Consider the following 26,689-nt stretch of genomic DNA (forward strand, 5'->3'; position numbering starts at 1 on the left):
TCTCCACCGCGTGTCCGTCCCCTCCGGGCCAGGCCCCATGCCGGAACATCGGAAGAGGACGATTCCGATCCGACCGAACACAGAAACCCAACCGGCCATATCCGGTCGGCCAACCATCGCAACTGGGCTGAAAGTTACCCAGGTCAAGGGGTCAGCAGCGGGTTGATGGTCTGGTCGAAATCCCACAGCGTCTCCAGCGGACGCGCGACCCGCTCGCGCAACTCGGCCAGCACGGCGTTGAGCACCGGATGGTCGATCCCCCGCAGCTCCGTCAGACTCAGCCCCAACACGTCGGGCGGCTCCGACAGAGCGCCCGCCGAGGCCGATTCCTGCGAACCAATGAACATGGCGTCTCCCCACCGATCCCGCACAGTGAGCCTCACCGGAGATTCCCCTCCCGCCCCCACCAGAAACGCGCGGCGTCCGTCCCAAGTGCTCACGCGGGCGCGCCCGTTCAGCCGACGGCGTCCATCGCGGCCCGCCCCGGTCCGAGCAGCCCGAGGAAATCCGTGTTGTCCGCCCACTGGTCCACCCCGCCGGACAACGGCCACCCGCGCAGCTCGGGATCGGTGACCGAGTCGGCCAACGCCCGGGCGAACCGTTCGGCGCCCAGCACCAGGAACGGCCGCCCGTGGAACCCCCGGCGCGACGGATCCACCCACTCCGCCAGCCCCGACTCGTTCTGCGCCTCGGCCACCACCTCGTAGGCGTCACACAGATGCCCCTCCCGCACCCGGTGCTCCCCCGCGCCCAACGCGCCGCGCAGCGAGGGCGCGAGCCGTTCCGCCACCGGCAGCCGGCCGAACGCGGTCCCCAACCACTTGCTGTAGGGCGCGTACCGCCGCTCCAGCAGCAGGCAGAGCCGCATCAGATCCCGGACCAGACGGCCCGCGACCACCGCGGACCCGATGTCGTCGCCGACCTCGGCACACCGCCCGACGAACGCCTCCTCCTGCCCGATCCGCTGCCACTGGCAGGCCAGCAGATACCGCCACACCTCGTCCGGATACCAGACCAGCCGGCGTCGCGCCTCGGTGAGCGCGCCGAGCCCGTCGTGGAACACCGCACCGGCGGTGACCTCGGCGAGCCGCTGCTGCGGCATCGCCAACCAGTCACGCGCGCCGAGCCGTTCGGGGCCGGCGCCGACCAGCGCGGCGGGGTCGACCCCCAGCCGCTCCGTCAACCAGCCGCCGACATCACGCACCTCGACGCGGTGGTTGACGGGTCCCGCCGTGAGCCGCATCAGGCCGACCGGATCGTCAGGGGCCTCGTGGTGGAAGTGCGTCGGCCAGCCACGCACCTGCTTGGGCAGCCGCTCCCGGAACAGCCGCCGCAGGTCGGCGCCGTGCTCGGCGGCCTCCTCCGGCGTCAGGAACAGCTCAAGCCGGGGCCCCCACTCGTGGTCGGGGGACCGTTCGGTGTCGAACCCCAGCACCTCGGAACCGGCACCCACCCGCGCGGCGGCATACCGCAGCCCCGGGAACCCCTCGTCGAGCAACGGGCGCACCGCCTCCTCGAAGAGGATCCGCGAAAGCCGCAATCCGGGCATAAACTCCGGAGTGGTCGTCGTCATGCCCACCACTCTGCTTCCCCGCCCACCCGAACGGCCACCGACTTCCGCCCCCCGGCACCAGGGTCACCCACCCACTCGCCCACCCCGGCACCGGCCGGCGGGCCGAGGGGCCAGAACCTCGCCCACCGTCCTGCGGCCTGGCGCCAAGCCGCGCGCTCAGCGACCGTGTAGCAGCGCGTCCAGGCGGGTGACCGTCTCGGCGCCGCCCTTCTCGTCCTCGGGGAGTCGGCGCCACTGCTGGAGCGCCGAGCGGTACGCCTCGCCCGCCGCCAGCGGGCGGCCGGCCGCCTCGAAGACCACACCGCGTTGGTGGAGCGCCGTCGCGGCCAGCCGCATCGGCTCCGTCGGATCGGCCGCGTCGACCTCAGCGGCCCGAGCGGCCGTCGCCGCGCGGCGATACGCCTCGGCCGCCTGGTTGAGCCGTTCGACGCGGTGGGTGTGCCCGAAGGAACGGCGATGGGTGTCGCCCAGCGCCAGATAGGCGGTGGCCTCCGTCAGCGGCTCCGCCGCATGCCTGGCCGCGCGTTGGAAGAGGTACTCCGCCTCCCGGAGATCCACCATGTCCTCGGAGTCCCGGTAGCGGGCGGTCAGCGCCTGCCCCAGCAGCAACAGCCTTCGCGGCAGCCGGGGATCGTCCGCCGCCGTCTCCATGCGGCAGTCCCGCAGCACCCGGACGGCGCGGGAGACAAAGGGCCCGCCGTCCTCGCGGTCGGCCCGGCGCAGCAGCGCCTCGCCCCACTCCTCGATCAGCGCGCTGTACTCCGCGCGGTCCCGGGAGACCGCGCGGCTCGCCTCCTCGAACCGCGCCGCCGCCGCCTCCAGGGCCGCCACCTCGCCGTCCGTCTCGAACCGGCGCACCTCGAAGCGGCCGGCCCTGGTCCGGCAGGCGGCCCGCTGCCCGGGATCCTCGGCCAACCGGACGGCGGACTCGATCACTTCGGCGGCGCGCCGCCAGTCGTGCTCGGTGCACAGCAGCGCGTCGACCAGATCGAGCTGGGCGCGCACCCTGGCGTGCGCCGGCGCGTTCTCGCTCTCCAGCGCCCAACAGCCCTGGCGCAGCGAATCGGCGGCCTGGCCGGCGTGCACCCGGGCCCGTTCCACCTCGACGGCCGCGTCGGCCAGCCGCAGCAGGGCCCGGCCGTGCGCCAGCCAGAGACCGCTGGGCTGCGGCTCGTCCGCCGGCCAGGCGTCCGCCACCGCCTCGACCATGCCGACGCTCTCCTGCAGCAGCGCGCTGTCGCCGCCGAGGCGCCACTGCGCGGTCAGCACCTCGACGCGGTCCAGCGTGATGCCGAGGGCGGTCTCCCGGTCGAGCCCCGGTGTGGCGTGCGCGGCGGCGAACTCGCGGTCCGCCTGACGCCACAGCTCCAACGCGCCGCTGATATCGCCCGCGGCCTGCCGCTCGACGGCCGCCGCGTGCAGCACCCGGGCGAGCACCGTCCGGCCGCGCGGCGGGCCGAGATGCGCGGCGGCCGTCGCCGCCGCGACCCTGGCCTCGTCCAGCAGCTCCCCGTCGCGCTGCACCCGCCAGAGCCGGAGCAGTTGCTCGGCCAGCTCGCCCCACAGCTCGGGATCGGTGCGGTGGCCGTCGGCCTGGTGTTGGCCGGTGGCCTGCCGCAACAACCGGACGGCGTCGAGCAGATGCCGCACCTGGCCGTCCTCGGCATAGGCCGCGGCCAGCGCCCTCGCCCGGCCGACCGTGCGGGAGGGCGGCGGCGTCGCGGTGCCGGGCGGGCCGGCGGGGGGCAGCGGCGCCTCGGGCAGGAAGCGGCGCAGCACCTTCGCCGCGACCTCGGCGAACGGGCGGGGCAGCGGGCGGCCGTCCTCGTCGCCCTCGGCGCGCGGCACACCCGGCGACTCCTCGCCCGCGAGCTGGGCCAGCGCGAGGGCCGGGAAGTTGGGGCCGCTGCCGCCGAACCGCCTGGTCACATAGCCGGAGCAGTGCTTGAGGACCAACAGGGCCTCGTCATGGCCGAGTTCGGCGAGCAGTTCGTCGTGCACCCCGTCGGCGAAGGTGTACCAGAGGCCGTCGGAGAGGGCGCCGTCCAGCCGGCGCAGCATGCCGCTGAGCAGCACCTCGGACAGCTCCGCCGGGCCCGAGTCGGGCAGCATGGTGCGCTGGATGAGCTGCATCACCGGCAGGAACAGCGGGGCGGCGGCCAGATAGACGGCGAGCCGGACCGCGCCGGGCGAGGCGGTGGCGCGGAACCTGGCCAGCAGCGCCGGCGCGGAACGGCCGCCGCCGGCCGGGGCGCGGCGGGGCGCGGCCGGCGGCTGGTCGGCCAGCACCCAGCCCACGGCGGCGGGCGCCGAGCCGGCGCCGGTGCCGGCGAGCAGGCTCGCCCAGGCGCCCAACGCGACGGCGGTCGGCGGCAGTACGGGCACCGCGACGGCGCCCTGCTCGACCGGTGCGGCGGCGGCCATCCCCTCGGCGGTGAACCGCAGCCGCACCGAGGCGGCCGGACCCTCCTCGCGCAGCAGCGTGCCGTAGCTGGCGGGGAGCCGGGTGCGCGCCCACAGCCGCTGGGGCAGCGGCTGCACCACGGCGACGGGGGCGTGCCTGGCCAGCGCGTGCAGCAGGCGGTGCGCCGTGCCCTCCCGCCAGAGGGGGCCGGTGCAGTCGCTGACCACCACGGTGAGGCGACGCCCCGTGGGGTCACGCAGCTGGCGGGCGGGGCGGAGCGCGGCATCGCCCGGGGCGAACCGGCGGCTCACCGCCGGGCTGCCGTCCGGCGAGCGGTGCAGATAGTGGACCTGGATGTCCCGAAAGGCGCCCAACCGGCCGAAGACCTCGGCCAGTTCGCCGAGCATCCGCTGCCAGACCCGCATCGCGGGGGCCGCGTCCATCAGCAGTTGGAGATCGGTGTGACCGCGTGGCTCGGCGCGGAAGACGGGCGTGAGCAGCCCCCCGGCGCGCGCCGTCTGGTGCACGGTGGCCTCCTCGTCGAGGCGGAGGCCCCGACCGGAGTGCGCGGGCCCGGTGGGCGGGGTGTAGCGGCGCAGCGGGCGCAGCGCGCGCTCCATCCCGAGCAGCCCGGGGAGCGCCCTGGCCTCGGGCACGCCGACCGGCAGGGCCTCACCGGCGGGCCGGTCGACCGGCTGGCCGGAACCACGCGGATCGGCGTAGAGCAGCACGGACGGATCCTCGGGGCGGGGCAACCGGCCGGCGCCGGCCCTGGGTTGTGCCGTGTCCTCCCCCGGGCGCCCGTCCGCGTCGGCGCGCCCCGGCCGGTCCGCACGCGCCGGCGCGTCCCCGGGGCCGCCGGGCGCCCCCGAACGCGCCCCGGCGCCGGCGGAACGGCCGTCGTCGGCCACGGGCCTGTCGGTGTACTGGGCCAGCCACAGGGCATCGGACAGCTCCGCCCAGGTGGGATCGAACCCCGCGCCACGCAGGGCCCCGATGAGGGACGCCAGTTGGTCTCGGCCGGCCGCTTGGGACATCGGAGCCTACCTGGGTTGATCGAGGCGCTGGATGAGCATGTCGGCCAGCCGGTCGCGGGTCGGGAGCTCGGCGTGGTGGGTGAGGTAGATGGCGTTCAACAGCTGGTCGGTGGCGAGTTGTTCGGTGCGCGAGCGCTCCAGGAAACGGCTGATCAGATCCTCCCCGACCCGGGTCAGCTCGTCGCCGAGATGCGCCCTGACCACCGTGGCCAGCCGCTCGTGGTCGGGGCGGCCCAGCTCCAGCGGGATGCAGCGGCGCAACAACGGGGCGGGGAAGTCGCGTTCGCCGTTGCTGGTGAGCACCACGAAGGGGAAGGAATGGCAACGGATCCGGCCGTCCCTGACGGTGACCCGGGTGCCGTCGTCCGTCAGCACCTCGACCTCGGGCTCGCGCTCCGCGATCCGCTGCAGCTCGGGGATGGTGAACTCGCCTTCCTCCAACACGTTCAACAGGTCGTTGGGGAGGTCTATGTCGCTCTTGTCCAACTCGTCGATCAGCAGCACCCGCGGCTTCGCCGTGGGCAGCAGCGCCGTGCCGAGCGGGCCGAGGCGCAGATAGCTGCCGATCCCGCCGGGCACCACCGGCGCCGCCCCCCCGGCGGCGCGGCCGCTGGCGGCGATCTGGGTGTCCTGCAGACGGGCGATGGCGTCGTAGTGGTAGAGCCCGTCCTCCAGCCGACTGCGGCTGACGATGGGCCAGTGCAGCACCCGGCCGAGGCCGAGCTCGAAGGCGACCGAATGAGCCAGGGTGCTCTTGCCGGTGCCCGGACTTCCGGTGACCAACAGGGGGCGGCGCAGATAGAGCGCCGCGTTTATGATCTCCAGCTCCTCGGCGCTGGGCCGGTGCATCTCCGCGAGATGCCGGAACGCGCCCAGCCGGCGCGCCGAGGCGCTGTCCGTGTCCGGGCCCGGCGCGACCAGCGGCTGGCCGTCGAAGTCCCGCCAGGGCGGCGGCTTGGGCAGCGTGTGGATGCCCTCGTGCCGCTCGCCGGTGCCCCGGTAGATCAACCACTCGCCGCCGGCCGGCTCCTGGGCGGCGGTACCTTCCTGACCGTTGGTTTCAGAGACTGCCACCGCATACTCCTCATCGGTTGTCCGCCATGCGGGCGACCGCCAGGGCCCGACGCTCCCGACCGTAGCCGGGGAGACGGACCGCGCCCAGGGGAAGGGCGGGGCGGATCGGGTCAACCTGGCCGGGCCGCGCCCGCTCACGGCGCCTCCAGAAAGTCGTCCTCGCCGAGCGGGGGCACCCGGGGATCGGCGTAGAGGAGGGCCAACTGCGCGGACCAGCCCGCCTCGTCGGAGCCACCGGCCGCGGCCTCGCGCAGCCGCCAGAGCGCCGCGGGCAGCCGCCCGGCCTGCCCGGCGCCGCCGACCGCGCCCGCCACCCCCTGGTGGAAGTCCTCGCACTCCGGATCGCGCTCCGCGATCTCCCGTCGCCACAGGATCACGTTGTACCCGCTGGCCATCACCCGATGCAGCGCGGCCGGCTCACCACCGCTGGCCGGCGTACGACAGAGCACCGGAACGGTGGCCTGATCCCGACCGATCAGCTCCGTCTGCTTGGGCAGCGAGCGCGCGCATCCGGCGTGACAGTCCAGTATGTCCGGGGTCATCCGGCCCATGTGCAGTTCGGTCCAGCGGTCGAGCCGCAGGGCCCGCATCTCCTCGCTGTCCTCGGCGCCGGGCGCCGGATCCGTGCACCGCACCACCACCGGGCGGCGCTCGCCCAACGTGGGCCCGTCGTGCGTCAGCCGCCACCGCTCCACCGGGAAGCCGAGCAGGGAGTACGGCACGGCGACATGCAACGGCACCGGACTGCGCGGCTCGTCGCCGCGCCGAAACGCCTCGGCCAGCGCGGCCCGCAGCGGCCCCGGCGGATCGCCGGGGCCGACCGCCCTGGAGTCCTCGGCGATCGCGGTGAGCTGGCCGTCGCCCCTGACGACACAGACCCGCCAGTCGTACCGGCCGCGCTCCCAGCCGTGCGGCGTGATCTCCAGCAGCGCATGCGCGTCCACCCCGTCGGCCCGCTCCGCCGGGAGGTCGAGCAGCTCCCACTCCATGTCCCAGGGCGGCTCGGGGCGCGGGCGCCGCCGCAGCAGGGCGGCGCGGTGCCGCAGCCGCTCGTCCTGCTCCTCGCGCAGCCCGATGCGCACCCGGCGCGGCAGGCCGGGCGCCTGCGCGGCCAGCCTGCGGACCCAGTCCAGCAGGCGCTCCTCGGCCCGCGCCGAGCCGGGGAAGGGACGCTCGTCGGTGGCCGCGCGGAGCGCGTAGTGCAGCACCGCCTCCAGCTCGGTGACGCCCCGTCTGAGGTCGTAGAGCAGGCCGAGGCCGTCCCGCCAGCCCCTGGGGGCGGGCAGCGTGCCCTCGTAGGGGCGGCCGCGCAGCTCGGCGACCAGCTCGCCCAGCCGTTTGGTGGAGACCGGCGGCGGCAGATCGGCCAACAGGCCGAGCAGTTCGACGCGTTGACCGGGCGAGAGGGCGCCAGGGACGCCGACGGACAGCTCGATCTGCGCGTCCGTCCAGGTGGTCTCGCCCGAGTCCACATCCCGGTGGCGCTCGGCGTGCAGCGTGTCATGGGCGTGCACCACGCGCTGATAGCCGTCGTCGGCAAGCGCGCCGACCGGGCCGACCGCGTCCGGGAGGCGGCGTAACTGGACGACCGAGGTGGCCAGCCCGCCGTCCCTGCCGTCCCTGCGGGCCTTGAGCACGCCGATCACCTCGCCGCGCTCCAGATCGACCAGCGGCCCGCCCGAGACGCCGGCCGGGAACTCGTCCTCGTTGCCGAGGCGGAGCAGCCCGTCCGCGCCCATCTGGCCCTTGATGGTGCAGCGGCCGCTCATGTCGACGAAGGAGCCGGCCACTTCGGCGAAGCCGAAGAAGGCGACCTCCTCCCGGGTGAAGACGCGGGCGGTGCGCTCCGTGAGCCAGACGCAGCCGGGGCCTTCCGGGCCCGGCGGCGGCGGATCGAGCAGCCGGACCAGCGCCAGATCGGGAGCCGGCCAGAACCCGCCGCCGGGCGGCGGCTCCTCGGGCTCGGCCCATTCCACCCGCCCGGCGACCGGGCGGTCCACACCTCTGAAGGTCAGCCCCACCTCGCGCCTCCCCTCCCGGCCGCCGTCCCCGCCCAGGGCCACATGGGCGCAGGTGAGCACCCACTCGGGGGCGACGAAGAACCCGCTGCCGCGCGGTGGCGGCGGCTCGCCCTCGGCATACCCGGTCGGCGGCGGATGGATGCGTACGGTGGCGGCGGCGACGAGCGGCGCCAGGGTCTCGAAGGGGTCCACGCCCGCCGGCCGTGCGCCCCCGGCGTCCCCCCATGTCACGTGGCGTCCCGGGACGGCCCGGCGACCGGCGGGCCCTGCCAGGTGAGGGTGACCGTGATGGCGCCCTTGGCCTCGCCCTCGGCGAGCAGGCCGACGACCTTGCCGGCCTTGGCGGTCAGCTCGATGCCGAAGCTCACGCTGACCTCGTCGGGGCGGGCGTCGCGCACCCCGTCGGCGACCGAGGCGGCGACGCCGCTGATCAGATCGCGGAAGCTCTCCAACTGGGCCACCGCGCGCTGGGCGATCCCCGTGTCCGAATAACTGGAGCCCGAATTACCGGGGCTTGAACCGCCGGGGCTTGAACCGCCGGAACCCGAATAGCCGGAGCGCGGCTGCTGTTCGGGCACCTGGGCCTGTTCGGCATCCGAGATCCTGGCCCATACCGGGGTGCCGTCCGGCAGGCTGACCCGGGTGACTTCGCTGCTCATGAGACCCCCGTCGCTCCTTGTGTGCAGGCAGGTTACCGGCCGCCACCGACAGTTGCCTATCCTGGACTTTCTTTCCGCTACCGTCCCGTAACCACGTCCCCTTCCCGGAGCTTGGAGCACGCCGTGTACTTCACCGACCGAGGCATCGAGGAACTCGCCCAGCGGCGCGGCGAGGAGGAGGTCAGCTTCGACTGGCTCGCCGAGCAGCTGCGCACCTTCGTGGATCTCAACCCGGACTTCGAGGTGCCGGTCGAGCGACTCGCCACCTGGCTGGCCCGGTTGGACGACGAGGACGACGAGTAGTCGGGAACGCGTGGTCCGCGGCCCCGGAGTTCGAGGGGGCGCGCGGTGGGGCGACACGCTCACACGTCGCGCGCGCCCGGCGCGCGCGAGTTGGGCGCGCAACGATCCGAACGTCGAGAGCGGCCCCGGCCCTTGACGCGAGCCACACGCGATATATCGTGTTCCTTGCGAATGCGATAGAGACGTGTGTCGTCGGCCGCCGGGCCGCGATTCGAGGGAGGCGCGATGGCGCGGAACAACGAGTGGTCCATCGCCGAGCCCCGCACGCTCTCCTTCGCGGAGGATCCGGTCCAGGTGCTTGAGGTCCGGGTGATGGGCGGCACGGTCAACGTGGTGGGCACGGACGAGCCCGCCGCCCGCCTGGAGATCTCGGCGGTCAACGGCCCACCGCTGCTGGTCAGCCTGTCGGGTGAGCGCCTGGTCGTGGGCTATCGCGATCTGCCGTGGCAGGGGTTCCTGCCCTGGCTCTCCCGTCGACGCGCCTCCCGGGAGGCGGTGATCTCCCTTTCCGTGCCGCGCGGTTGCCGGGTCACACTCGCCGCCGTCGGCGCCGAGATGATGATCAACGGCGTCTCCGGCCCCTGCGACGTCAACACGCTCACCGGGGACGTCACGCTGGTGGGGCTCGGCGGCCGGGTCTCCGTCGAGTCCGTCTCCGGGGCCGTCGCGGCCCAGTCGGTCACGGGGCCGCTGCGCTTCCATTCCGTCTCCGGAGATCTGACGGCCCTGGAGAGCGGCGGGCCCAGCCTCACGGCCGACTCCGTGAGCGGGAGTCTGGTGATCGATATCGCCGACGCCGCTCCGCCGCCCGATGTGCGGCTCGGCACGATCTCGGGCGAGTTGGCGCTGCGCGTCCCCGAGCAGACGAACGCCACGATCTCCGGGCACACGATCACGGGCGCGATCTCCTGTGCCATCCCGGGGATGCGAGTCGGCGGCTGGCGCGCCAGACAGCTCTCCGCCAGTCTCGGTTCCGGCGCCGGCTCGATCAGCTGCTCCTCCGTGTCGGGCCCCATCGTGTTGCTGCCGGGCCCGGCCGCCGAGGCGTCCCCGTCCGCCGAGGAGTCCGCCGCGGACGAGCCGCGAGTCGACCGTCCCACCACCGCCCGTAAGGATGTGTGAGATGCCTCCTGTCTTCGGTCACGGCCGGCTCCGCCTCTATCTGCTCAAGCTGCTGGCGGAGGCCCCGAGGCACGGCTACGAGGTGATCCGCCTGCTGGAGGAGCGCTTCCAGGGCCTCTACGCCCCGTCCGCCGGCACGGTCTACCCCCGGCTGGCCAAGTTGGCCTCCGAGGGCCTGGTCAGCCACACCGAGGAGGGCGGCCGGAAGATCTACTCGCTGACGCCCGACGGCCAGCGGGAGTTGGCCAACCGCCAGCACGAGCTGGCCGCGTTGGAGCGCGAGTTGGGAGAGTCGCTGGCCGCGCTGGCCGCCGGCATCCGCGAGGATGTCAGCGCCTCGGCCGAGGATCTCCGGGAGGAGGTCATGCGCGCCGCGGCCGCCGGTGCGCGCCACGGCGGAGGCCCGGGCCCCGACGGCCATCCGGACTGGCGGCGGCAGGCCCGATGGGCCAGGCAGGAGGCCAGGCGGGCGCGTTCCACGGCCCCGCCGGCGCCGGACGGGCCCGAGGGCCCCGAGGACGGCCCAGACGCGACCGGCCGGGAGCAGTTCGAGCAGGCCGCCCGCCGTATCCAGGAGCAGGTGCGCTCCCGGGCCGGCGCCGGCGACTGGCCCGGCGCGGTCCGCGCCGGATTCGACGGCCTCAGCGGCGAGTTGGGCAGCTGGAGCCGCTGGGTCGAGCCGCATATGCCCTGGCCCGGTGGCTGGTCCCAGCCGCCCGAGGAGGATGCGCCGCCCGGCGCCGAGGAGGCCGCTCCCGAGCAGGGAGGCGGCGATCAGCCGGCGGATCCGGCGCGGGCCCTGGAGCAGCTGCTGGACAGGTTCCGCGACGATGTGCGCGACGCCGCCCGCGACCATGGCGTCAGCCAGGAGCAGTTGCGGGAGGCACGCCGCCATATCTCGGTGGCCTCGGCCCATCTGGTGGCCATGCTGCGCTCTCCCCAGCCCTGACACCCGCCCCCCTCCTGCCCGCCGGCGTGAGCCGTCGGCCCCGAGCGACGGGGCCGCCGGCTCAGGGGGTCAGCACGATCTTCCCGAAGACGTCGCCGCGTTCGATCCGGCCCAGCGCCTCGCCGACCCGGTCCAGCGGCAGCGTCGAGTCGATCAGCGGACGCACCCCCTTGGCCTGGCAGAAGGACAACAGCGAGGCCAGCTCCTCCTTGCTCCCCATGGTGGAGCCCACCACCCGCAGCTCCAGGAAGAAGATGCGGTTCAGTTCGGCCTCCGGCAGGCTCTGCCCCGAGGTGGCGCCCGAGATGACCACGGTGCCGCCCGGCCGCAGCGAACGCACCGAGTGCCGCCAGGTGGCCGAGCCCACCGTCTCCAGCACGGCGTCCACCCGCCGGGGCAGCCGGGCCCCCGGCTCATAGGCGCCCTCGGCGCCCAGGGCCAGCGCCCGCTCCCGCTTGCCCTCGTCCCTGCTGGTGACCAGCATCCGCAGGCCCGCCGCCGTGCCCAGGATCACCGCGGCGGTGGCGACGCCACCGCCGGCGCCCTGCACCAACACGCTGTCCCCCGGCCGCACATCGGCCCGGCTGAAGAGCATCCGGTAGGCCGTCAACCACGCGGTCGGCAGGCAGGCGGCCTCCTCGAAGGACAGCTCGGGCGGCTTGGGCAGCAGATTCCACCGAGGCACCGTCACATACTCGGCGAACGTTCCCTGGTACTTCTCGGTCAGCAGCGTTCTGCGCTCGTCGGGCCCCACCCCGTGGCCGGAGTCCCCGATCACCGAGTGCAGCACCACCTCGTTCCCGTCCTCGTCGATGCCGGCCCCGTCGCAGCCCAGGATCATCGGCAACGCGCCCTCGCCCAGGCCCACCCCGCGCAGGGACCACAGGTCGTGGTGGTTGACCGAGGCCGCCTTCACCCGCACCCGCGCCCAGTTCGGCGCCACCTCGGGATCGGGCCGATCGCCGAGTCGCAGTCCGCTGAGCGGTCGGTCCCGGTCAAAATGGCTCACATATGCGGCGAACATGTCGCGCACGCTAGCCGGGTCGACGGCCCGGGGCCACCCCGCCCGCCGGGCCGCACCGTACAGAACCGCACGGTCCATTCCCGAAGCGGTCCTGAGGTGCAAAGATGATTCTTTTCGGGGAGGTTGACATGGGGACGCTGTTTCTTCGCCGGCTCAGCAGATGGCAGGCCGAGACGGAGCGCGAGCAGCTCGGTGATCTGCACGCCGCCTCGCGTGACGACATCCCGGGTGCGCCGCCGCCCGATCGGGCGGCCTTTCTCCGCCGCTTCGTCGATTTCGACGTGCAGCAGCCGGATTTCGACCTGGTGTTGGCGGGCGATCCACAACCGGCCGGCTACGCCTACGGTTTTGTCGCCGAGCAGTACGGCTCCTGGTGGCCCGGTTTCCGTGAGGAGCCACACGACCTGGAGCAACTGGCGGAGACCCGCCGGGTGTTCGTGGTCGCCGGGCTGATGGTGCATCCCCGGCGGCGGCGCCAGGGGCTGGCCGGGCGGCTGCTGCGCGAGTTGCTTTCCCGTGGCTCGGCGCCCGTGGCGTTGGCCCTGATCGAGCCGGACAATGTCGCGGGGCAGACGGCCGCGCAGTCCCTGGGGTGGAGCAAGTCCGGCCAGCTGACCCCGGTGGACGGCACCCCGTTGGGCGCCTGGACCATCCCGCTCAACGGCGGCTGACCCGAGCCACCGGCCGCAAACCACAGCGGCCCGCGCCACGACGGCGCGGGCCCGGGTCCCTGAGCCTCAGAGCACCTTGGAGAGGAAGGCGCGGGTGCGTTCCTCGCGGGGATCGGCCAGCACATCGCGCGGGGCGCCGGTCTCCACGACGGCGCCCTCGTCCATGAAGACCAGGCTGTCGCCGACCTCGCGGGCGAAGCCCATCTCATGGGTGACCACGATCATGGTCATGCCGGACTCGGCGAGCTGGCGCATCACGTCCAGCACCTCGCCGACCAGCTCCGGGTCGAGCGCCGAGGTGGGCTCGTCGAAGAGCATCAGCTTCGGCTCCATCGCCAACGCGCGGGCGATGGCCACCCGTTGCTGCTGTCCGCCGGAGAGCTGCGTCGGGTAGTTCAGCATCCGGTCGGCCAGGCCCACGCTGGTCAGCAACCGCTCGGCGCGTTCCCTGGCCTCCGCCCTCGGCACCCGTTTGACCTGGACGGGTGCCTCCATCACGTTCTCCAGGGCGGTCATATGCGGGAAGAGGTTGAACCGCTGGAAGACCATGCCGATATCGCGGCGCTGCTCTGCGACCTCGCGTTCCCGCATCTCGTAGAGCTTGTCGCCGCGCTGCCGGTAGCCCACCAGCTCGCCGTCCACCCAGAGCCGGCCGGCGTTGATCTTCTCCAGATGGTTGACGCAGCGCAGCAGGGTCGACTTGCCGGACCCCGAGGGGCCCACCACACAGCAGACCTCGCCGGAACTGACCTCAAGATCGATGCCCTTGAGCACCTCGACGGAGCCGAAGCGCTTGTGCACCCGCTCGGCCTTGACCATCGGACGGCCGGACGTCGACCGGTCGGGCGTCGCATCCTTGGACATCGCGTTCACCCTCCACTCGCATCGGAGCCGCCGGCGCGACCGGAGGGACCGGTGGGGCTCTTGGTGCGGAAGCTGGTCAGCTGGGTGCGCACCCGGTGCCAGGCGGTGGGCGACAACTCCTGTTGACTGCCCTTGGCGAAATGTCGTTCCAGGTAGTACTGACCGATGCTGAACACCGTGGTGAGCACCAGATACCAGGCGGTGACCACCAACAGCATTTCCATGACCGCGAGGTTTCGGGAACTGATGTTGGTGCCGGCGCGGAACAACTCGTTGTACTGGATCGCATAGACCAGCGACGAGGTCTTCAGCATGTTGATGAACTCGTTGCCGGTGGGCGGGATGATCACCCGCATCGCCTGGGGAAGCACGATCCGCCGCAGTGTCCGGCCGTTGTTCATCCCGAGCGCGTGCGCCGCCTCGGTCTGTCCCCGGTCCACGGACTGGATGCCGGCCCTGGCGATCTCCGCCATATAGGCGGCCTCGTTGAGGCCGAGGCCCAGCAGCGCGGCGAGGAACGGCGTCATGACGTCGTTCATCTCGTCCTTGTAGAACCCCAGGTTCACCGTGTCGAAGATGTACGACAGGTTGTACCAGAGGAACAGCTGGACCAGCACCGGAGTGCCCCGGAAGAACCAGATATAGCCCCAGGCCACGCCGGAGAGCACCGGGTTGGTCGAGAGCCGCATCACGGCCAGGATCACGCCGAGGACCACGCCGAGAAGCATGGAGAGCACGGTGATCCAGAGCGTCTTGCCGGCGCCCTCGACGATGGTGTCGTAGGTGAGGTACTCCCCCACCACATCCCAGTTGATCTTGGCCTGGACAAACGCCCACACCAGCGCGCCGAGCAGCGCCAACACCAGGACGGCGCCGATCCACCGTCCCCAGTGTCGTACCGGGATGGCGACGATGTCCTCGGGCGGTACCGAGCCCGCCGGCGCCTCCTTCGAGACGCCGGCCGGCGGTGACTCACGGAAGTCTGACACGAAGATCGCTCTCGCTGGCTGTCGCTGCTGACTGGCCCTACCGGATCATTCGCCGGCGTTGACGGTCGCCTCGTCGATCGCGCCGGCCTCCGCGTTCCACTCGGCCAGGATCTCGGCATAGGTGCCGTTGTCGATGATCTCCTGGACGGCGGCCTGGAGCGCGTCGCGCAGCTCGGGGTTGTCCTTGGCGACCGCGATGCCGTAGGGCGCGGCGTCGATCTGCTCGCCGACCACCTTGAACAGCCCGCCGTCGCCGGCTGTCAGCTCGTTGTAGAGCGCCACCGGGTAGTCGGTGATCACCGCGTCGGCGCGGCCGCTCTGGAGCGCGGCGATGGAGTCGCTGTCCACCTGGTTGATCAGCGGGTTGATCGCCTCGTCGCAGGACTCCTGCGCCGCCTCGACGACCGCCTCGTTGGCGGTGCCCTGCTGGGCCGCGACGTTGAGGCCGCAGAGGTCGGCCACGGACTCGATGCCGTGCGGGTCGTCCGCCGGGACCAGGATGGCGGAGCCGGCCTGGAAGTAGTTGACGAAGTCGGCGCCGCCCTCGGCGTCCTCGCTGACGCCCTGCTGACGCTCGGCGGTGTCCGTCATCGCGGACATGATCACATCGTGACGGCCGTTGTTCAGGCCCAGGATGAGGCCGTCGAAGGTGCCGTTCTCGAAGACGAAGTCGACCCCGAGCACCTCGCCGAGCGCGGCGCCGATGTCCGGGTCGATGCCGGCGATCTCGTCGTTCTCGTCGATGAACTCGATGGGCGCGTAGGCGATGTCCGAACCGACCTTGATCTCGCCGGCGTTCCGGATGCTCTCCGGCAGCAGGTCGAACAGTTCGCCGCCTTCCTCGGTCTCCTCGGCACCGTTCGAGGACTCCGAACCGCCGGACCCGCCGGAGTCGCCTCCGGCGTCGTCGGTCTGGTCACCACAGGCACCGAGCAGCAGAACGCCGGCGGCGGCGAGCGCACCTGCCGCGGCCAGACGAGAGCGGCGAGTGAGGCTGGCAGTCATGGCGTGGTCCTCCTGGGGCGGGAAACCGAGGGGGGTCGGGCACGCGTCTTCGAGTGTCGCGACGGAGTTCAGCGGTAGATGAGAGGACATCCTGCCATCCGAACGCGGAACTTCACCGGCCAGTAGATCAAGATCGGATAACGGACAACCGACACCGGAGAGCGGAAGTGGACAACTCGCGGGCCCGGCCGGTTCCTTGCGCGCCATTGAGAGATGCGTCACGCGCCCGCGCCACCGCAGGTCAGCGGAGGTGGCGCGCGTTCCGCCCCGTGCGCCGGGCACGCGCTCGGCGCACTCGGGGCACGGCTCGCCCGGACGCCGAACCCATTCGTCTCCCCACCCCTCCATCCGGTAGAACCGACCCTTACACCCCTCACCCGGGGCCTGGGCGTCTGTGCGAAGCGCCCGGCGTCCGCACCCTCCCCGTGCCGGCAGCCATGTGCCGGACGGGCAGCGGACGTGGTGCCGCCCGTGCTCCGACCGGAGAGCGGCCACCCGCGAACAGTCACGGTGCACCGCGTTGCCCCGCGGTATGCCGCATTGCACTGAACTGCGCCAAACTGCACCAAAAAAGAGGTTCTCAGCCAGTGGCTTCGGAGATCATCAACCCACGCGGTGAACTCACCCGCGACCAGCCCACCCACTCCCGGCCGGCCGAGCTGGCCGACGCCGGCATCGACCCGGTCTTCGCCCTGCACCGGGGCGGCAAGATGGCCGTGCTCGGCACCGTTCCGCTGCGCGACGCGGACGATCTCTCCCTCGCCTACACCCCCGGCGTCGCCCGGGTCTGCCAGGCGATCGCGGAGCGGCCCGAGTTGGTCGACGACTACACCTGGAAGTCGGGCACCGTCGCGGTGGTCACCGACGGCAGCGCGGTGCTCGGCCTGGGCGATATCGGGCCGGAGGCTTCGCTCCCGGTGATGGAGGGCAAGGCCATCCTGTTCAAGCAGTTCGGCGGCGTGGACGCGGTCCCGGTGGCGCTCGACTGCCGCGATCCCGACGAACTCGTGGAGACCGTCGCCCGGCTGGCACCGTCCTTCGGCGGCATCAACCTGGAGGACATCTCGGCCCCCCGCTGCTTCGAGATCGAGCGGCGCCTCCAGGAGCGCCTTGACATCCCGGTCTTCCACGACGACCAGCACGGCACCGCCGTGGTCACGCTGGCCGCGCTGCGCAACGCGGCCCGGCTCACCGGGCGCGAGCCGGCCGACCTGCGGGTGGTCATCTCCGGGGCGGGCGCGGCCGGGGTCGCCATCAGCCGCATCCTGCTGGGCGCCGGCGTCGGCGATGTGGTGGTCTGCGACCGGCGCGGCGTGGTCTCCGCCGACCGCACGGATCTGACGGACGTCAAACGGGAGTTGGCCGAGCTGACCAACCGGGAGGGGCGGACCGGTTCGCTGGCGGACGCGCTGGCCGGCGCCGACGTGTTCGTCGGGGTCAGCGGGGGCACCGTCCCCGAGTCGGCGGTGGCGACCATGGCCCCGGGCGCGTTCGTCTTCGCGATGGCCAACCCGGACCCGGAGGTCCACCCGGAGGTGGCCGCCCGGCACGCGGCGGTGGTGGCCACCGGGCGCAGCGACTTCCCCAACCAGATCAACAACGTGCTGGCGTTTCCCGGGATCTTCGCCGGCGCCCTCAGGGTGCGGGCCACCCGGATCACCGAGGGCATGAAGCTGGCCGCCGCCGAGGCCCTGGCCGCGGTGGTCGCCGACGAGCTGAGCCCCACCCGGGTGATCCCCTCGCCGTTCGACGAGCGGGTGGCGCCGGCCGTGGCCGCCGCCGTCGCCGAGGCGGCGCGCGCCGAGGGGGTCGCGCGGATCTGACCCGCCTCGTCCGTCCCCGGCCCGCGTGGGCCGGGGACGGGGACGCGGCCTCAGCGCAGGGCCAGCACCGTGGCGTCGTTCGGCGAGGCCCAGACCGGCCTGGCCTCGGCGAAGCCAGCCGTCCTGAGGGCGTCGACATGCCAGTCGACGGAGAACATCTGCCCGTCGGAGTGGTCGCCCTCGCTGGGGTCGCCGAAGATGCGGTAGCGCTCCGCCGTGGCGGCGGCCAGCTCGGGCGCCTCGGCGGCCGACCGCCACCACTGCGCCCAGTCGGCGCCGCCCTGCTCCTTCTCCCGCAGCTGCCTGGCCTCTTCGTGGGCCCTGACCGCCGCGTCGATCCGGGGCGTGTGCGGGTACGGCATATGGTCGGCGTTGAGGAAGACGCCGCCGGGGCGCACCAGTTGGGCCAGCCGGCCGTAGAGCGCGCGGAGCGCGTCCTCGCGCAGCCAGTGCAGCGCGGTCGCGGTCAGCACCGCGTCATAGGAGGGGTGCGGGAGCGCGGCCGTCCAGTCGGGGTCGGTGAGGTCGGCCCTGACGAACCCGGCCCTGGGGTGGTCGGCGAAGGTGCCCCTGGCGATGGTCAGCAGCGCGGGGTCGAGATCGACGCCCGTGCTGACCGCCTCGGGGAACCGCCGCAGCGCCCTGGCGCTGATGCTGCCGGTGCCGCAGGCGAGATCGAGCACCCGGGGCCGGTCCCCGACGACGGCCTCGACCGCGTCGAGCATCACCCGGAACCGCTCCTCCCGATCCGGCAGGTACCACTCCTGCTGATCGTCCCAACTCTGCTGCCAAACAGACCAGTCCGTCATGTCCGCTCCCTGGGCTCGGTGTCGGTCGAGAAGACGCGAGAGCCACCAGTAAGGGCCGATATCCGGAGCAGCCCATTACTATGGCCCGTGCCGACTATAAGCCGCGCCGGTAAGGAATCACAATGGAGTTGACCTATTACGCGGACTTCGCCGTACGCCTGGTGAACACGGAGGAGCCGCAGCGCGGCACCGACTCCCTCACCTCGGTCGACGCCGTCCGCGCGCTCTTCGGCGAGGCGCAGCACGCGGCCCGCCGGGCGGGCGAGGGCGATGTGACCCGGCTACGCGGCGTCCGCGGCCGGCTGCGCGCCGTCTTCACCGCCGCGCACGAGGGCGAGGAGACGCGCGCCGTCGACCTGCTCAACGCCCTGCTGCTCGAATACCCGGCCAGCCCGCAGATCTCGGGACACGACTATCTCGACGACGCCGGCCGCCCCCGCTGGCACCTCCACCTGGCCGAGCACCCGTCGAACGCCACAGCCGGCTATGCCGCCATCGCCTGCATGGGCCTCGCGTTCCAGCTCACCGACCTGGGGGTGAACCGGCTCGGCATCTGCGAGGCCGCGCCCTGCCGCAATGCCTATATCGACACATCGACCAATCGTTCCAAGCGCTACTGCACCGACCGCTGCGCCACCCGCGCCAATGTCGCCGCCTATCGGGCGCGCAAACGCCGGGAGCGCGCGGAGAGCGGACGCACGGCGGACGGCAGCCTGCCCAGCGCGCCCACCCAGGAGCCGACCCGCCCCGCGGAACCGGCCGGCGCCGGCGCCTCGACCAGACCCGGGACCCCGGGCGCGCCGGCGGCGTCGGCCGGGGACACCTGACCCAGCGGCGAGCGCAGCCGCACCAGCGCCCTGGCCACCAACAGCCCGTCCGGCACCACGCCGAACTCCCGACTGTCGTTGGTGACCGCGCCGTTGTCGCCCTGCACCCACCACCCCTCGTCCCGCCGCTCCACCGCGCGCTTCACGATCAGCAGATCGTGCTGGAACGGGTGGCGCAGCACCACCACATGCCCGGGACGCACCCTGGCACCGTAGGCGAGCAGCAACTGGTCACCCGGACGCAGGGTGGGCAGCATCGAGGGGTTGTAGACTTCGGCCAGCCCAAACCTCATCGCACCCTCACTTGTCGTCCATGAGCCATCGTGCCCGGAACGTCCGTTGATCGCATGCGGGCACCTCGGACCGGCCCGCCCTCCCGAACGGAGCCGGCAGGCCGGGACCATCCTCCCGCCCCCGCCACCATGCTCCGCCTCAGGGCCCGCCATGGCATTGGACTTTCGGCCTAAGCCTCCGCCGAGGCCCCGGGTCGACGGAGAAAACCGGCCCTGTACGGAGTAACCTCGCCGGTGAGAAGACGATCACGAGGAAGGACAGCTCTATGCTCTCCCGCCTGTTCGCCCCGAAGGTCAAGGTCAGCGCGCACTGCGACCTTCCGTGTGGCGTGTACGACCCGGCCCAGGCCCGTATCGAGGCCGAGTCCGTCAAGGCCGTCCAGGAGAAGTACCAAGCCAACGACGACCCGCACTTCCGTGCCCGGGCCACCGTCATCAAGGAGGAGCGCGCCGAGCTGGCGAAGCATCACGTGTCGGTGCTGTGGAGCGACTACTTCAAGCCGCCGCACTTCGAGAAGTACCCCGAGCTGCACCAGCTGGTCAACGACACCCTCAAGGCCCTGAGCGCCGCCAAGGGTTCGACCGACCCGGCCACCGGCCAGAAGGCGCTGGACTACATCGCCCAGATCGACAAGATCTTCTGGGAGACCAAGAAGGCCTGACGTCCCGTCCGGACGTCCGTTCCTCCCGCACCCGGATCGCGGCCCGCCCCACCCGGCGGCCACGGCGGTCCGGGTGCGGTCCTGTGTACGGCGCTCTCCCCCCTTGGCCGCCCCCGGTCCGGTGGCGGAGGATGCCCCTGGCCACCAGCGCCCGGTCACCGGGCGCCCGAGGAAGGGGAGATGGGCGTGCGCGTGGGCACGGAGGAGCGGATCGCCGACGAGATCCTGATCGTCGGCGCCGGCGTGGTGGGAGCCTCGGTCGCCTACCACCTCACCCGGTCGGGACACCGACGGGTGACGGTCCTCGACGCCCGTGACCGCGCCCGGCTGCCGGGATCGACCGGACTGGCGCCCGGCTTCGTCGGCCAACTCAGCGCCACCCCCGAGCTGACGGTGCTGGCCAGGGACAGCGTCGCCACCTACCGCACGCTCGCCGGGACCACGCCCGAGCCGGTCTTCCACCAGGTCGGCTGCCTGGAGGTCGCCACCGACCCGGCCCGCCTGGAGCAGGCCCACCGGGACGTCGAGCAGGGCACGCGGGCCGGGCTGCCCGCCCGGGTCCTCGGCCCCGCCGAAGCGGCCGCGCTCGCCCCCGCGCTGGTCGACGCCGACCGCGCCCTGGGCGCGCTGTATCTCCCCACCGACGGCGCCGCCGACCCGGCCGCGCTCACCCACGCCCTCGTCGAGGCCGCGACAAACGGCGGGGCGCGTTTCCGCTTCGACACGCCGGTGCGCGCGCTGGAGATCGAGAACGGCCGGGTGGTGGGCGTGCGCGCCGGCGCGGACGGCGAACTGCTGCGCGCCGGCCGGACCGTGCTGGCCACCGGGATCTGGGGACCGGTACTGGCCGCGCGGGCCGGCGCCCGGCTGCCCATGGTGGCCGTCCAACACCCCTACCTCTACACCGCCGAACTGCCGGGCCTCGACGACACCCCCATCGACGGGCCGATCGTCCGCTACCCGGACCACGCCGTCTACACCCGCCGCCACGGCCGCCGCTACGGACTGGGCTCCTACGCCCACCAACCGCTCCCGCTGACCCCGTCCGCCACCCTCGGCTCGGCCGAACTCCCCTTCCGCGAAACGGACTTCGGCACCGCCCTGGCCGAGGCCACCGCCCTGGTGCCGGCCTTCCGCACGGCCCCGCGGGGACGCCGCCTCAACGGGGCGTTCGCCCTGACGCCCGACGAACTCCCGCTGGTGGGGCCGGCCCCGGGAGTGGCCGGGCTCTGGTGCGCCGAGGCGTCCTGGGTCACCCACGCCGCCGGGGTCGGCCGCCAGCTGGCCGACCAACTCCTGTCCGGCGGCGCTCCGTTGGTCGACCCCGAACGGCTGGCCCCGGACCGCTTCGCCGACTGGAGCGACGAACGGATCAGCTCGACGGCCCTCGGCCACTACCGGGGCATCTACGACGCGCACTGACCCGGTCCGCCGGACCGTTCGGAGAACGACGGCCGACTCCGGGGCCGCCCGGTGCCGGCGCCGGCCAGGCCGAGCAGCCCCAGGGGCGGCGTGGGCCCCGGGTGGAGCACGCCAAGACGCCTGGTCGCGCGGGTCAGCGCGACATAGAGATCGCCCAGGCCGCGCGGCGCCTCGGCGACCATCCGCTCGGGATCGACCACCAACACCGCGTCGAACTCAAGCCCCTTGGCGGTCCCGGGGTCCAACGCGACGATCCGCTCGCCGCGCCCAAGGCCGGCGACCGCCGCCTCGGCAGCGCCACGCAGCGACCCGGGCACCAGCACGGCGACCCGCCCCTCCGGCAGCGCCTCGCACTCGACGGCCGCGAGCCGCGCCGCCTCGGCGGCGAGCCCGGCCGGCGAGGCGTCCGCCGCGCGGCGCCACCAGGGCCGCACGCCGCCCTCCCGCACCGCGCGCGGCGCCCGCCGCGACGGGTCGATCCGGCCCAGGACCTCGGCCGCGACCTCCGCGATCTCGGTCGGCAGCCGGTAGTTGACGGTCAGCTCCGCCAGCCGCCAACGACCGCCCACATGGGGCCGCAGCACCTCGTCCCAGGACGGCGCGCCCCCCGGGTCACCGGTCTGCGCGATATCGCCGACCAGCGTCATCGACCGGGCGGGACAGCGGCGCATCAGCAGCCGCCAGGCCATCGGGGACAGCTCCTGCGCCTCGTCCACCACCACATGCCCGAAGGCCCAGGTGCGGTCGGCCGCGGCGCGCAGCGCCGGGGTGCGGTGGTCCGTGTCGGCCTGCCGTTCGGCCAGCGCCTCGGCGTCCAACAGATCCCAGGCGGCGAGCTGTTCGGACTCCTCCCCGTCGTCGACGTCGACCGTCCGCGAGCCGTAGCCGACCTCAAGCGCCTCCCCGGCCAGCCGCAGCGCGTGGGCCCGCTCCTCGTCCTCGGGGCCCGGCCGGGGCTCGGGGAGCGGGCCGAGGAGCTCCGCCGCCTCGTCCAGCAGCGGCACGTCCGCCGCCGTCCAGCCGTCGGGTGCCTCGGGCCGGTGCAGCGCACGGCGCTCCGCCCCGGTCAGCCCGGGCGCGGCCACCGCCAGCCGGTCCGGTGAGCCGAGGAGGCCGGCCAGCAGCGTCATCGGGGTGAGCGCGGGCCACAGCTCGTCCAGGGCCGCCCGCACCCCCGGCTCGGCGGCCAGCTCGGCGCGGATGCCGGCGATGTCCTCCGCGCCCAACAGCGGGGTACCGTCCAGCACATCGGTGCCGAAGTCCGCCACCACCCGTTCGGTCAGGGCGTCCACCAGCAGTTCCGCGAAAACGGCCCTGGCCTGGTTGTGCGGCAGCCCGCTCTCCCTGGCCGCGCGCCTGAGCGCGGCGCAGGCGCCCGGGGCCAGCCGGACCGGCCGGCCGTCGACCTCGACCGTCCAACCGTCCTCCGGCGCCCGCTGACGGTCGGCGACGGCGCGCTCCAGCACCCCGACCATGGACCGCCGCCCCTTGAGCACCGCGCCGTCCCTGGACTCCGCGCGCCGGGGGCGCACGCCGGGGTAGAGCTGGTCGACGGTGGCCAGCAGCACCCCGGTCTCGCCCAGCGAGGGCAGCACATCGCCGATATAGCGCAGGAACGTCGGGTTGGGGCCGACCACCAACACCACGCTTCTGGCCAGCTGTTCGCGCCGGGTGTAGAGGAGGTACGCGGCCCGGTGGAGCGCGACGGCGGTCTTCCCGGTGCCGGGGCCGCCCTGCACCACCAGCACCCCTCGGTGGTGGGCGCGGATGATCTCGTCCTGCTCGGCCTGGATGGTGGCGACGATATCGCCCATCCGATCCGTCCTGGCCGCGTCGAGCGCGTCCAGCAGCGCGGAATCCCCGCTCACCTCCGCATTGCCGGCGAACTCCTCGTCCCAGACCCCGACGACCTTTCGCCCCCGGGACCGGATATGCCGACGTCGACGCACGTCCAACGGATTGAGCGCGGTCGCCACATAGAACGGACGGGCCGCCGGCGCCCGCCAGTCGATGAGCAACGGGTCATACGTTCCGTCCGTCTCCCGCAGCCCCAGCCGTCCGATATAGCGGCGCTCCTCGGCCCGCATATCGAGCCGGCCGAAGCACAGACCGCTCTCCACACCGTCGAGCCGCGCCAGCTCACGGGCCAACTCCCGGGCGGCGACATCGCGTTCGGCCAACCCCTGATGGCCGAGCCCGGTGCTGGCCAGGGTCGCGTCCAGCCGGCGCGCCACCTGCTCGCGCAGCGCGTCGAGCCGGTCGTACAGGGCATTCACATAGCCCCGCTCGCCCCGCAGTTCCCCGTCGAGTTCCCCTTTTTCCGCGCGACTTGACATCGCTTTCCTCTTCTCGCTAAAATTAGCTTGTGAGTTGACTCGCCAATCCCCTTCAGGCGCATCAAACCCACCAATATAGCGAGTAATTGGCCGCCCTTTCAAGGCGCGGCTTTTTCTTTTTTCGCGCCCCTGTCCGACCACACGCCGTGCCACCCGGCGGAAAAAACCGCTGCGGTACGGCCCGGCACGCTGGCTAGGCTGCCGGCATGTCCCCAGCGCTGCCCCCCGCCGCCCAGTCCATGACCATGCTCGCCGCCGCGGTTCTGGTGCACGATCCGGCGACCGACCGCGTGCTGCTGCTGCGTCGTGGCCCGGCGGCCAAGTTCGCGCCGGGAAAGTGGGATCTGCCGGTCGGCAAGAGCGACCCGGGTGAGCCGGTGACCACCACCGCCGTGCGGGAGTTGCACGAGGAGACCGGGGTGGTCGTGAAGGAGTCGGCGCTCCGGCTGGCCCATGTGCTGCACGCGGCGCGCGGCGTCGAGGCGCCCAACGGCTTTGTCACGATGGTGTTCCGGACCGAGGAGTGGAGCGGCGAACCGCGCAACGTCGAACCGACCAAGCACTCCGAGGTGCGCTGGGTGGCTGTCGACGCCCTGCCGACGAACGACACGGAGATGGTCTTCGGCGGCGAGCGCCTGGTGGAACGCTGCCTGAGCGGCACGGTCGACCTGACCCTCCTCGGCTGGTCGTGACGCATGGGGCCCAGGGGGCAGTACGATCAACGACCATCGCGGTGATCACGCACAACATCTGTCGTGGACACGGGATTTGACGCCCCCCCACCGGGCACAGTAAGCACTGAGTGCATTACGATGAGTAATACCGCTGAGGTGGTCGGGTCGGTCGGCCACATCCCGGGCCAGGCGACAGCGCGCTGTGGATCGCGGTAGCGTCGCAGGGCGGTCAGGGCACCTCGGTGGTGCCCTGGAGCGCTTACGAACTGTGAGTCTCTGTGGAGGTGAGGGTGTCCCAATTCCCAGGTGAGCCCGGATCGCAGGACTTCGTCGAAGTCCGGCTACCGGCCGCGGGTGCGTATCTGTCGGTGCTGCGGACGGCCACGGCCGGGCTGGCGGCCCGACTGGACTTCACCCTCGACGAGATCGAGGATCTGCGCATCGCGGTGGACGAGGCGTGCGCCATCCTGCTCCAGCAGGCCATCCACGGCAGCGTGCTCGACTGCGTCTTCACGCTGGTCGGGGACGCGCTGCGGGTCACGGTCTCCGCCCCGACCACGGAGGGGCACGCGCCGGAGCGCGACACCTTCGCCTGGACAGTGCTCACCGCGCTCGCCGGCGAAGTCGAATCGACCGTCGCCGAGGACAAGACGGTCAGCATCAGCCTGCACAAGAAGCGCGGCGCCGCCCCCGGAGCGCCGTGACCGGCGCCCAGGGGCCGCCACGGGACGAGGGGGCCGAGGTGAACGAGGTGGATCAGACAACGCGCACGGCGGCGCACCAACAGCCGGCCGACGCGGCCATTCCCGGGCAGTCCGAGCCGACGATCCGGCGGCGCGGAGCCGACCACACCCAGACGCGACGCCGGCTGTCGCCCGATCCGCAGGACCGCAGCGCCGCCCGGGCCCTCTTCGTCCAGCTGCGCGAGCTGCCCGAAGGTTCGGCGGCCAAGGCGGAGTTGCGGGACACCCTGGTGCGGATGCACCTGCCGCTGGTGGAGCATCTCGCGCGCCGCTTCAGGAACCGCGGCGAGCCGCTGGACGACCTCACGCAGGTCGCCACCATCGGCCTGATCAAGTCCGTCGACCGCTTCGACCCGGAGCGCGGCGTGGAGTTCTCCACCTACGCGACGCCCACCGTGGTCGGCGAGATCAAACGCCACTTCCGGGACAAGGGCTGGGCCGTGCGGGTCCCCCGCCGGCTGCAGGAGCTGCGGCTCTCGCTGAGCCAGGCCACCGCCGAGCTGTCCCAACAGCACGGCAGGGCCCCCACGGTGCACGAGCTGGCCCAGCGGCTGAACATCTCGGAAGAGGACGTGCTGGAGGGCCTGGAGTCGGCCAACGCATACAGCACGCTCTCCCTCGACGTCCCGGACACCGACGACGAGTCGCCGGCCGTCGCGGACACGCTGGGCGCCGAGGACGACGCGCTGGAGGGCGTGGAGTACCGCGAATCGCTCAAGCCCCTGCTGGAGGAGCTGCCGCCCCGGGAGAAGAAGATCCTGCTGCTGCGCTTCTTCGGCAACATGACCCAGTCGCAGATCGCCCAGGAGGTGGGCATCTCGCAGATGCACGTCTCGCGGCTGCTGGCCCGCACGCTGGCCCAGCTCCGGGAGAAGTTGCTCGTCGAGGAGTGAACGGCCCGGGCGTCCCCTCGGACGGTCGCCCGCCGGGCTCAGGCCCGCTCGGGGCCCACGCCGAGCGCCTCGGTGGCCGTGGGACTGAGCAGACAGCCGAGCACCACGGCCACCGAGCCCGCCAGGCCCAGCGCCGCGACCACCCAGACGCCTCCGCTGCCCAGCAGCGTGAAGGCGATCGGCACCCCTATCAACTGCGTCATCACGGCCGGGCCCCGGCTCCAGCGCCGCAGCCGCCACAGCCCGTGCCCCGCCATCAGCGGCAGCCCGGCGAGCGCCAGCAGGGTCAGCCCGCCGGCCACCGCCTGGGCGAGATCACCCGACTCCCCGCCGACGGCGAACACCAGCAGCAGCACGGCGACCCCGGCCAGCGCCGCCCCCTGCGCGCCGCACAGCACGGCCGCCAGCGCGATCCGACGCGGCCGGTCGGCCTCCATCCGCTCCGCTTCCCGCGGGCTCTTCTCGCTCACCCGGCCAGGGTATAAGGCACCACCCCGGCACCGACGCGCCTG

24 protein-coding genes and 1 pseudogene are annotated in these 26,689 nt (G+C 73.0%); 11 read left to right on the forward strand and 14 right to left on the reverse strand.

The window, feature by feature from the left end:
- Positions 1–143: 143 nt before the first annotated feature.
- The 6 genes from fxsA to AOM46_RS05775 all read right to left on the reverse strand — a co-directional run bounded on the left by fxsA (position 144) and on the right by AOM46_RS05775 (position 8,768).
- Positions 144–347: an FxSxx-COOH cyclophane-containing RiPP peptide gene (gene fxsA / locus AOM46_RS05750; protein ID WP_062206695.1), complete on the reverse strand. Its 204-nt coding sequence runs from the start codon at positions 345–347 to the stop codon at positions 144–146.
- Between the two features lie 107 nt (positions 348–454).
- The gene (locus tag AOM46_RS05755; RefSeq protein ID WP_062208531.1) at positions 455–1,573 is read right to left on the reverse strand and encodes a DUF4037 domain-containing protein; all 1,119 of its coding nucleotides are present in this window, start codon (positions 1,571–1,573) and stop codon (positions 455–457) included.
- Positions 1,574–1,729: 156 nt separating this feature from the next.
- Positions 1,730–5,014 carry an SAV_2336 N-terminal domain-related protein gene (locus tag AOM46_RS05760; protein WP_062206696.1) on the reverse strand — a complete coding sequence of 1,095 codons (3,285 nt, stop codon included), beginning with the start codon at positions 5,012–5,014 and terminating at the stop codon, positions 1,730–1,732.
- A gap of 6 nt (positions 5,015–5,020) precedes the next feature.
- On the reverse strand, positions 5,021–6,088 hold the full coding sequence (locus AOM46_RS05765; protein WP_062206698.1) for a MoxR family ATPase: 1,068 nt from the start codon (positions 6,086–6,088) through the stop codon (positions 5,021–5,023).
- A 134-nt stretch (positions 6,089–6,222) separates the two neighbouring features.
- Positions 6,223–8,301, reverse strand: a complete 2,079-nt coding sequence (locus AOM46_RS05770) for a trypsin-like peptidase domain-containing protein (protein WP_158920265.1) — start codon at positions 8,299–8,301, stop codon at positions 6,223–6,225.
- 35 nt (positions 8,302–8,336) lie between these two features.
- Positions 8,337–8,768, reverse strand: coding sequence for a CU044_2847 family protein (locus tag AOM46_RS05775; RefSeq protein WP_062206700.1), 432 nt, complete (start codon positions 8,766–8,768; stop codon positions 8,337–8,339).
- A gap of 123 nt (positions 8,769–8,891) precedes the next feature.
- On the opposite strand from AOM46_RS05775, the gene AOM46_RS05780 reads away from it, so the two are divergent.
- The 3 genes from AOM46_RS05780 (at position 8,892) to AOM46_RS05790 (ending at position 11,142) form a co-directional block, all read left to right on the forward strand.
- The gene (locus AOM46_RS05780; RefSeq protein ID WP_062206701.1) at positions 8,892–9,071 is read left to right on the forward strand and encodes a DUF6104 family protein; all 180 of its coding nucleotides are present in this window, start codon (positions 8,892–8,894) and stop codon (positions 9,069–9,071) included.
- 225 nt (positions 9,072–9,296) lie between these two features.
- Positions 9,297–10,193: a hypothetical protein gene (locus AOM46_RS05785; protein ID WP_062206703.1), complete on the forward strand. Its 897-nt coding sequence runs from the start codon at positions 9,297–9,299 to the stop codon at positions 10,191–10,193.
- Between the two features lies 1 nt (position 10,194).
- A complete protein-coding gene (locus AOM46_RS05790) occupies positions 10,195–11,142 on the forward strand; it encodes a PadR family transcriptional regulator (RefSeq protein ID WP_062206704.1) in 948 nt (315 codons plus the stop codon).
- Positions 11,143–11,203: 61 nt separating this feature from the next.
- Here AOM46_RS05790 and AOM46_RS05795 read toward each other — a convergent pair whose 3' ends face one another.
- Positions 11,204–12,166: a zinc-binding dehydrogenase gene (locus tag AOM46_RS05795; protein ID WP_062206705.1), complete on the reverse strand. Its 963-nt coding sequence runs from the start codon at positions 12,164–12,166 to the stop codon at positions 11,204–11,206.
- 128 nt (positions 12,167–12,294) lie between these two features.
- On the opposite strand from AOM46_RS05795, the gene AOM46_RS05800 reads away from it, so the two are divergent.
- On the forward strand, positions 12,295–12,837 hold the full coding sequence (locus tag AOM46_RS05800; protein ID WP_062206706.1) for a GNAT family N-acetyltransferase: 543 nt from the start codon (positions 12,295–12,297) through the stop codon (positions 12,835–12,837).
- A 66-nt stretch (positions 12,838–12,903) separates the two neighbouring features.
- On the opposite strand, the gene AOM46_RS05805 is transcribed toward AOM46_RS05800, so the two are convergent.
- The 3 genes from AOM46_RS05805 to AOM46_RS05815 are packed head-to-tail and all read right to left on the reverse strand — an operon-like array spanning position 12,904 to position 15,695.
- Positions 12,904–13,701, reverse strand: a complete 798-nt coding sequence (locus AOM46_RS05805; protein WP_067225964.1) for an amino acid ABC transporter ATP-binding protein — start codon at positions 13,699–13,701, stop codon at positions 12,904–12,906.
- Positions 13,702–13,706: 5 nt separating this feature from the next.
- The gene (locus AOM46_RS05810; RefSeq protein WP_062206708.1) at positions 13,707–14,690 is read right to left on the reverse strand and encodes an amino acid ABC transporter permease; all 984 of its coding nucleotides are present in this window, start codon (positions 14,688–14,690) and stop codon (positions 13,707–13,709) included.
- A gap of 45 nt (positions 14,691–14,735) precedes the next feature.
- Complete coding sequence (locus AOM46_RS05815) at positions 14,736–15,695, reverse strand: ABC transporter substrate-binding protein (protein ID WP_062206709.1); 960 nt, start codon at positions 15,693–15,695, stop codon at positions 14,736–14,738.
- 587 nt (positions 15,696–16,282) lie between these two features.
- On the opposite strand from AOM46_RS05815, the gene AOM46_RS05820 reads away from it, so the two are divergent.
- On the forward strand, positions 16,283–17,518 hold the full coding sequence (locus tag AOM46_RS05820) for an NADP-dependent malic enzyme (RefSeq protein ID WP_062206710.1): 1,236 nt from the start codon (positions 16,283–16,285) through the stop codon (positions 17,516–17,518).
- A 50-nt stretch (positions 17,519–17,568) separates the two neighbouring features.
- Here AOM46_RS05820 and AOM46_RS05825 read toward each other — a convergent pair whose 3' ends face one another.
- Positions 17,569–18,327, reverse strand: coding sequence for a trans-aconitate 2-methyltransferase (locus AOM46_RS05825; RefSeq protein ID WP_062206711.1), 759 nt, complete (start codon positions 18,325–18,327; stop codon positions 17,569–17,571).
- A gap of 122 nt (positions 18,328–18,449) precedes the next feature.
- On the opposite strand from AOM46_RS05825, the pseudogene AOM46_RS05830 reads away from it, so the two are divergent.
- Positions 18,450–19,064, forward strand: a pseudogene (locus AOM46_RS05830) (ABATE domain-containing protein); the annotation flags it as partial.
- On the opposite strand, the gene sodX reads toward AOM46_RS05830, so the two are convergent.
- Entirely contained in the window at positions 18,983–19,447 is a 465-nt protein-coding gene (sodX, locus tag AOM46_RS35990) for a nickel-type superoxide dismutase maturation protease (RefSeq protein WP_107079997.1), read from the reverse strand. The pseudogene AOM46_RS05830 and the gene sodX sit on opposite strands and share 82 nt — an antisense overlap.
- 266 nt (positions 19,448–19,713) lie before the next feature.
- Between sodX and sodN the strand changes: the two genes are divergently transcribed.
- Both sodN and AOM46_RS05840 read left to right on the forward strand, forming a co-directional pair.
- Positions 19,714–20,109: a superoxide dismutase, Ni gene (sodN, locus tag AOM46_RS05835; protein ID WP_062206715.1), complete on the forward strand. Its 396-nt coding sequence runs from the start codon at positions 19,714–19,716 to the stop codon at positions 20,107–20,109.
- A 180-nt stretch (positions 20,110–20,289) separates the two neighbouring features.
- Complete coding sequence (locus tag AOM46_RS05840) at positions 20,290–21,531, forward strand: FAD-binding oxidoreductase (protein ID WP_062206716.1); 1,242 nt, start codon at positions 20,290–20,292, stop codon at positions 21,529–21,531.
- On the opposite strand, the gene AOM46_RS05845 is transcribed toward AOM46_RS05840, so the two are convergent.
- On the reverse strand, positions 21,516–23,867 hold the full coding sequence (locus tag AOM46_RS05845; protein ID WP_067225965.1) for an AAA family ATPase: 2,352 nt from the start codon (positions 23,865–23,867) through the stop codon (positions 21,516–21,518). The genes AOM46_RS05840 and AOM46_RS05845 overlap by 16 nt on opposite strands.
- Before the next feature lie 206 nt (positions 23,868–24,073).
- Here AOM46_RS05845 and AOM46_RS05850 point away from each other — a divergent pair, with 206 nt between their 5' ends.
- From AOM46_RS05850 to AOM46_RS05860, 3 genes are all read left to right on the forward strand, one after another.
- Positions 24,074–24,559 carry an NUDIX domain-containing protein gene (locus AOM46_RS05850; RefSeq protein WP_062206718.1) on the forward strand — a complete coding sequence of 162 codons (486 nt, stop codon included), beginning with the start codon at positions 24,074–24,076 and terminating at the stop codon, positions 24,557–24,559.
- 272 nt (positions 24,560–24,831) lie between these two features.
- The gene (locus AOM46_RS05855) at positions 24,832–25,245 is read left to right on the forward strand and encodes a hypothetical protein (protein WP_062206720.1); all 414 of its coding nucleotides are present in this window, start codon (positions 24,832–24,834) and stop codon (positions 25,243–25,245) included.
- Positions 25,246–25,292: 47 nt separating this feature from the next.
- Positions 25,293–26,177, forward strand: coding sequence for an RNA polymerase sigma factor SigF (locus AOM46_RS05860; protein ID WP_370592647.1), 885 nt, complete (start codon positions 25,293–25,295; stop codon positions 26,175–26,177).
- Between the two features lie 38 nt (positions 26,178–26,215).
- On the opposite strand, the gene AOM46_RS05865 is transcribed toward AOM46_RS05860, so the two are convergent.
- On the reverse strand, positions 26,216–26,647 hold the full coding sequence (locus AOM46_RS05865; protein WP_158920267.1) for a hypothetical protein: 432 nt from the start codon (positions 26,645–26,647) through the stop codon (positions 26,216–26,218).
- Positions 26,648–26,689 lie beyond the last annotated feature (42 nt).

The sequence above is a fragment of the Streptomyces sp. NBRC 109706 genome, assembly GCF_000974485.1.
GTDB lineage: Bacteria > Actinomycetota > Actinomycetes > Streptomycetales > Streptomycetaceae > Streptomyces.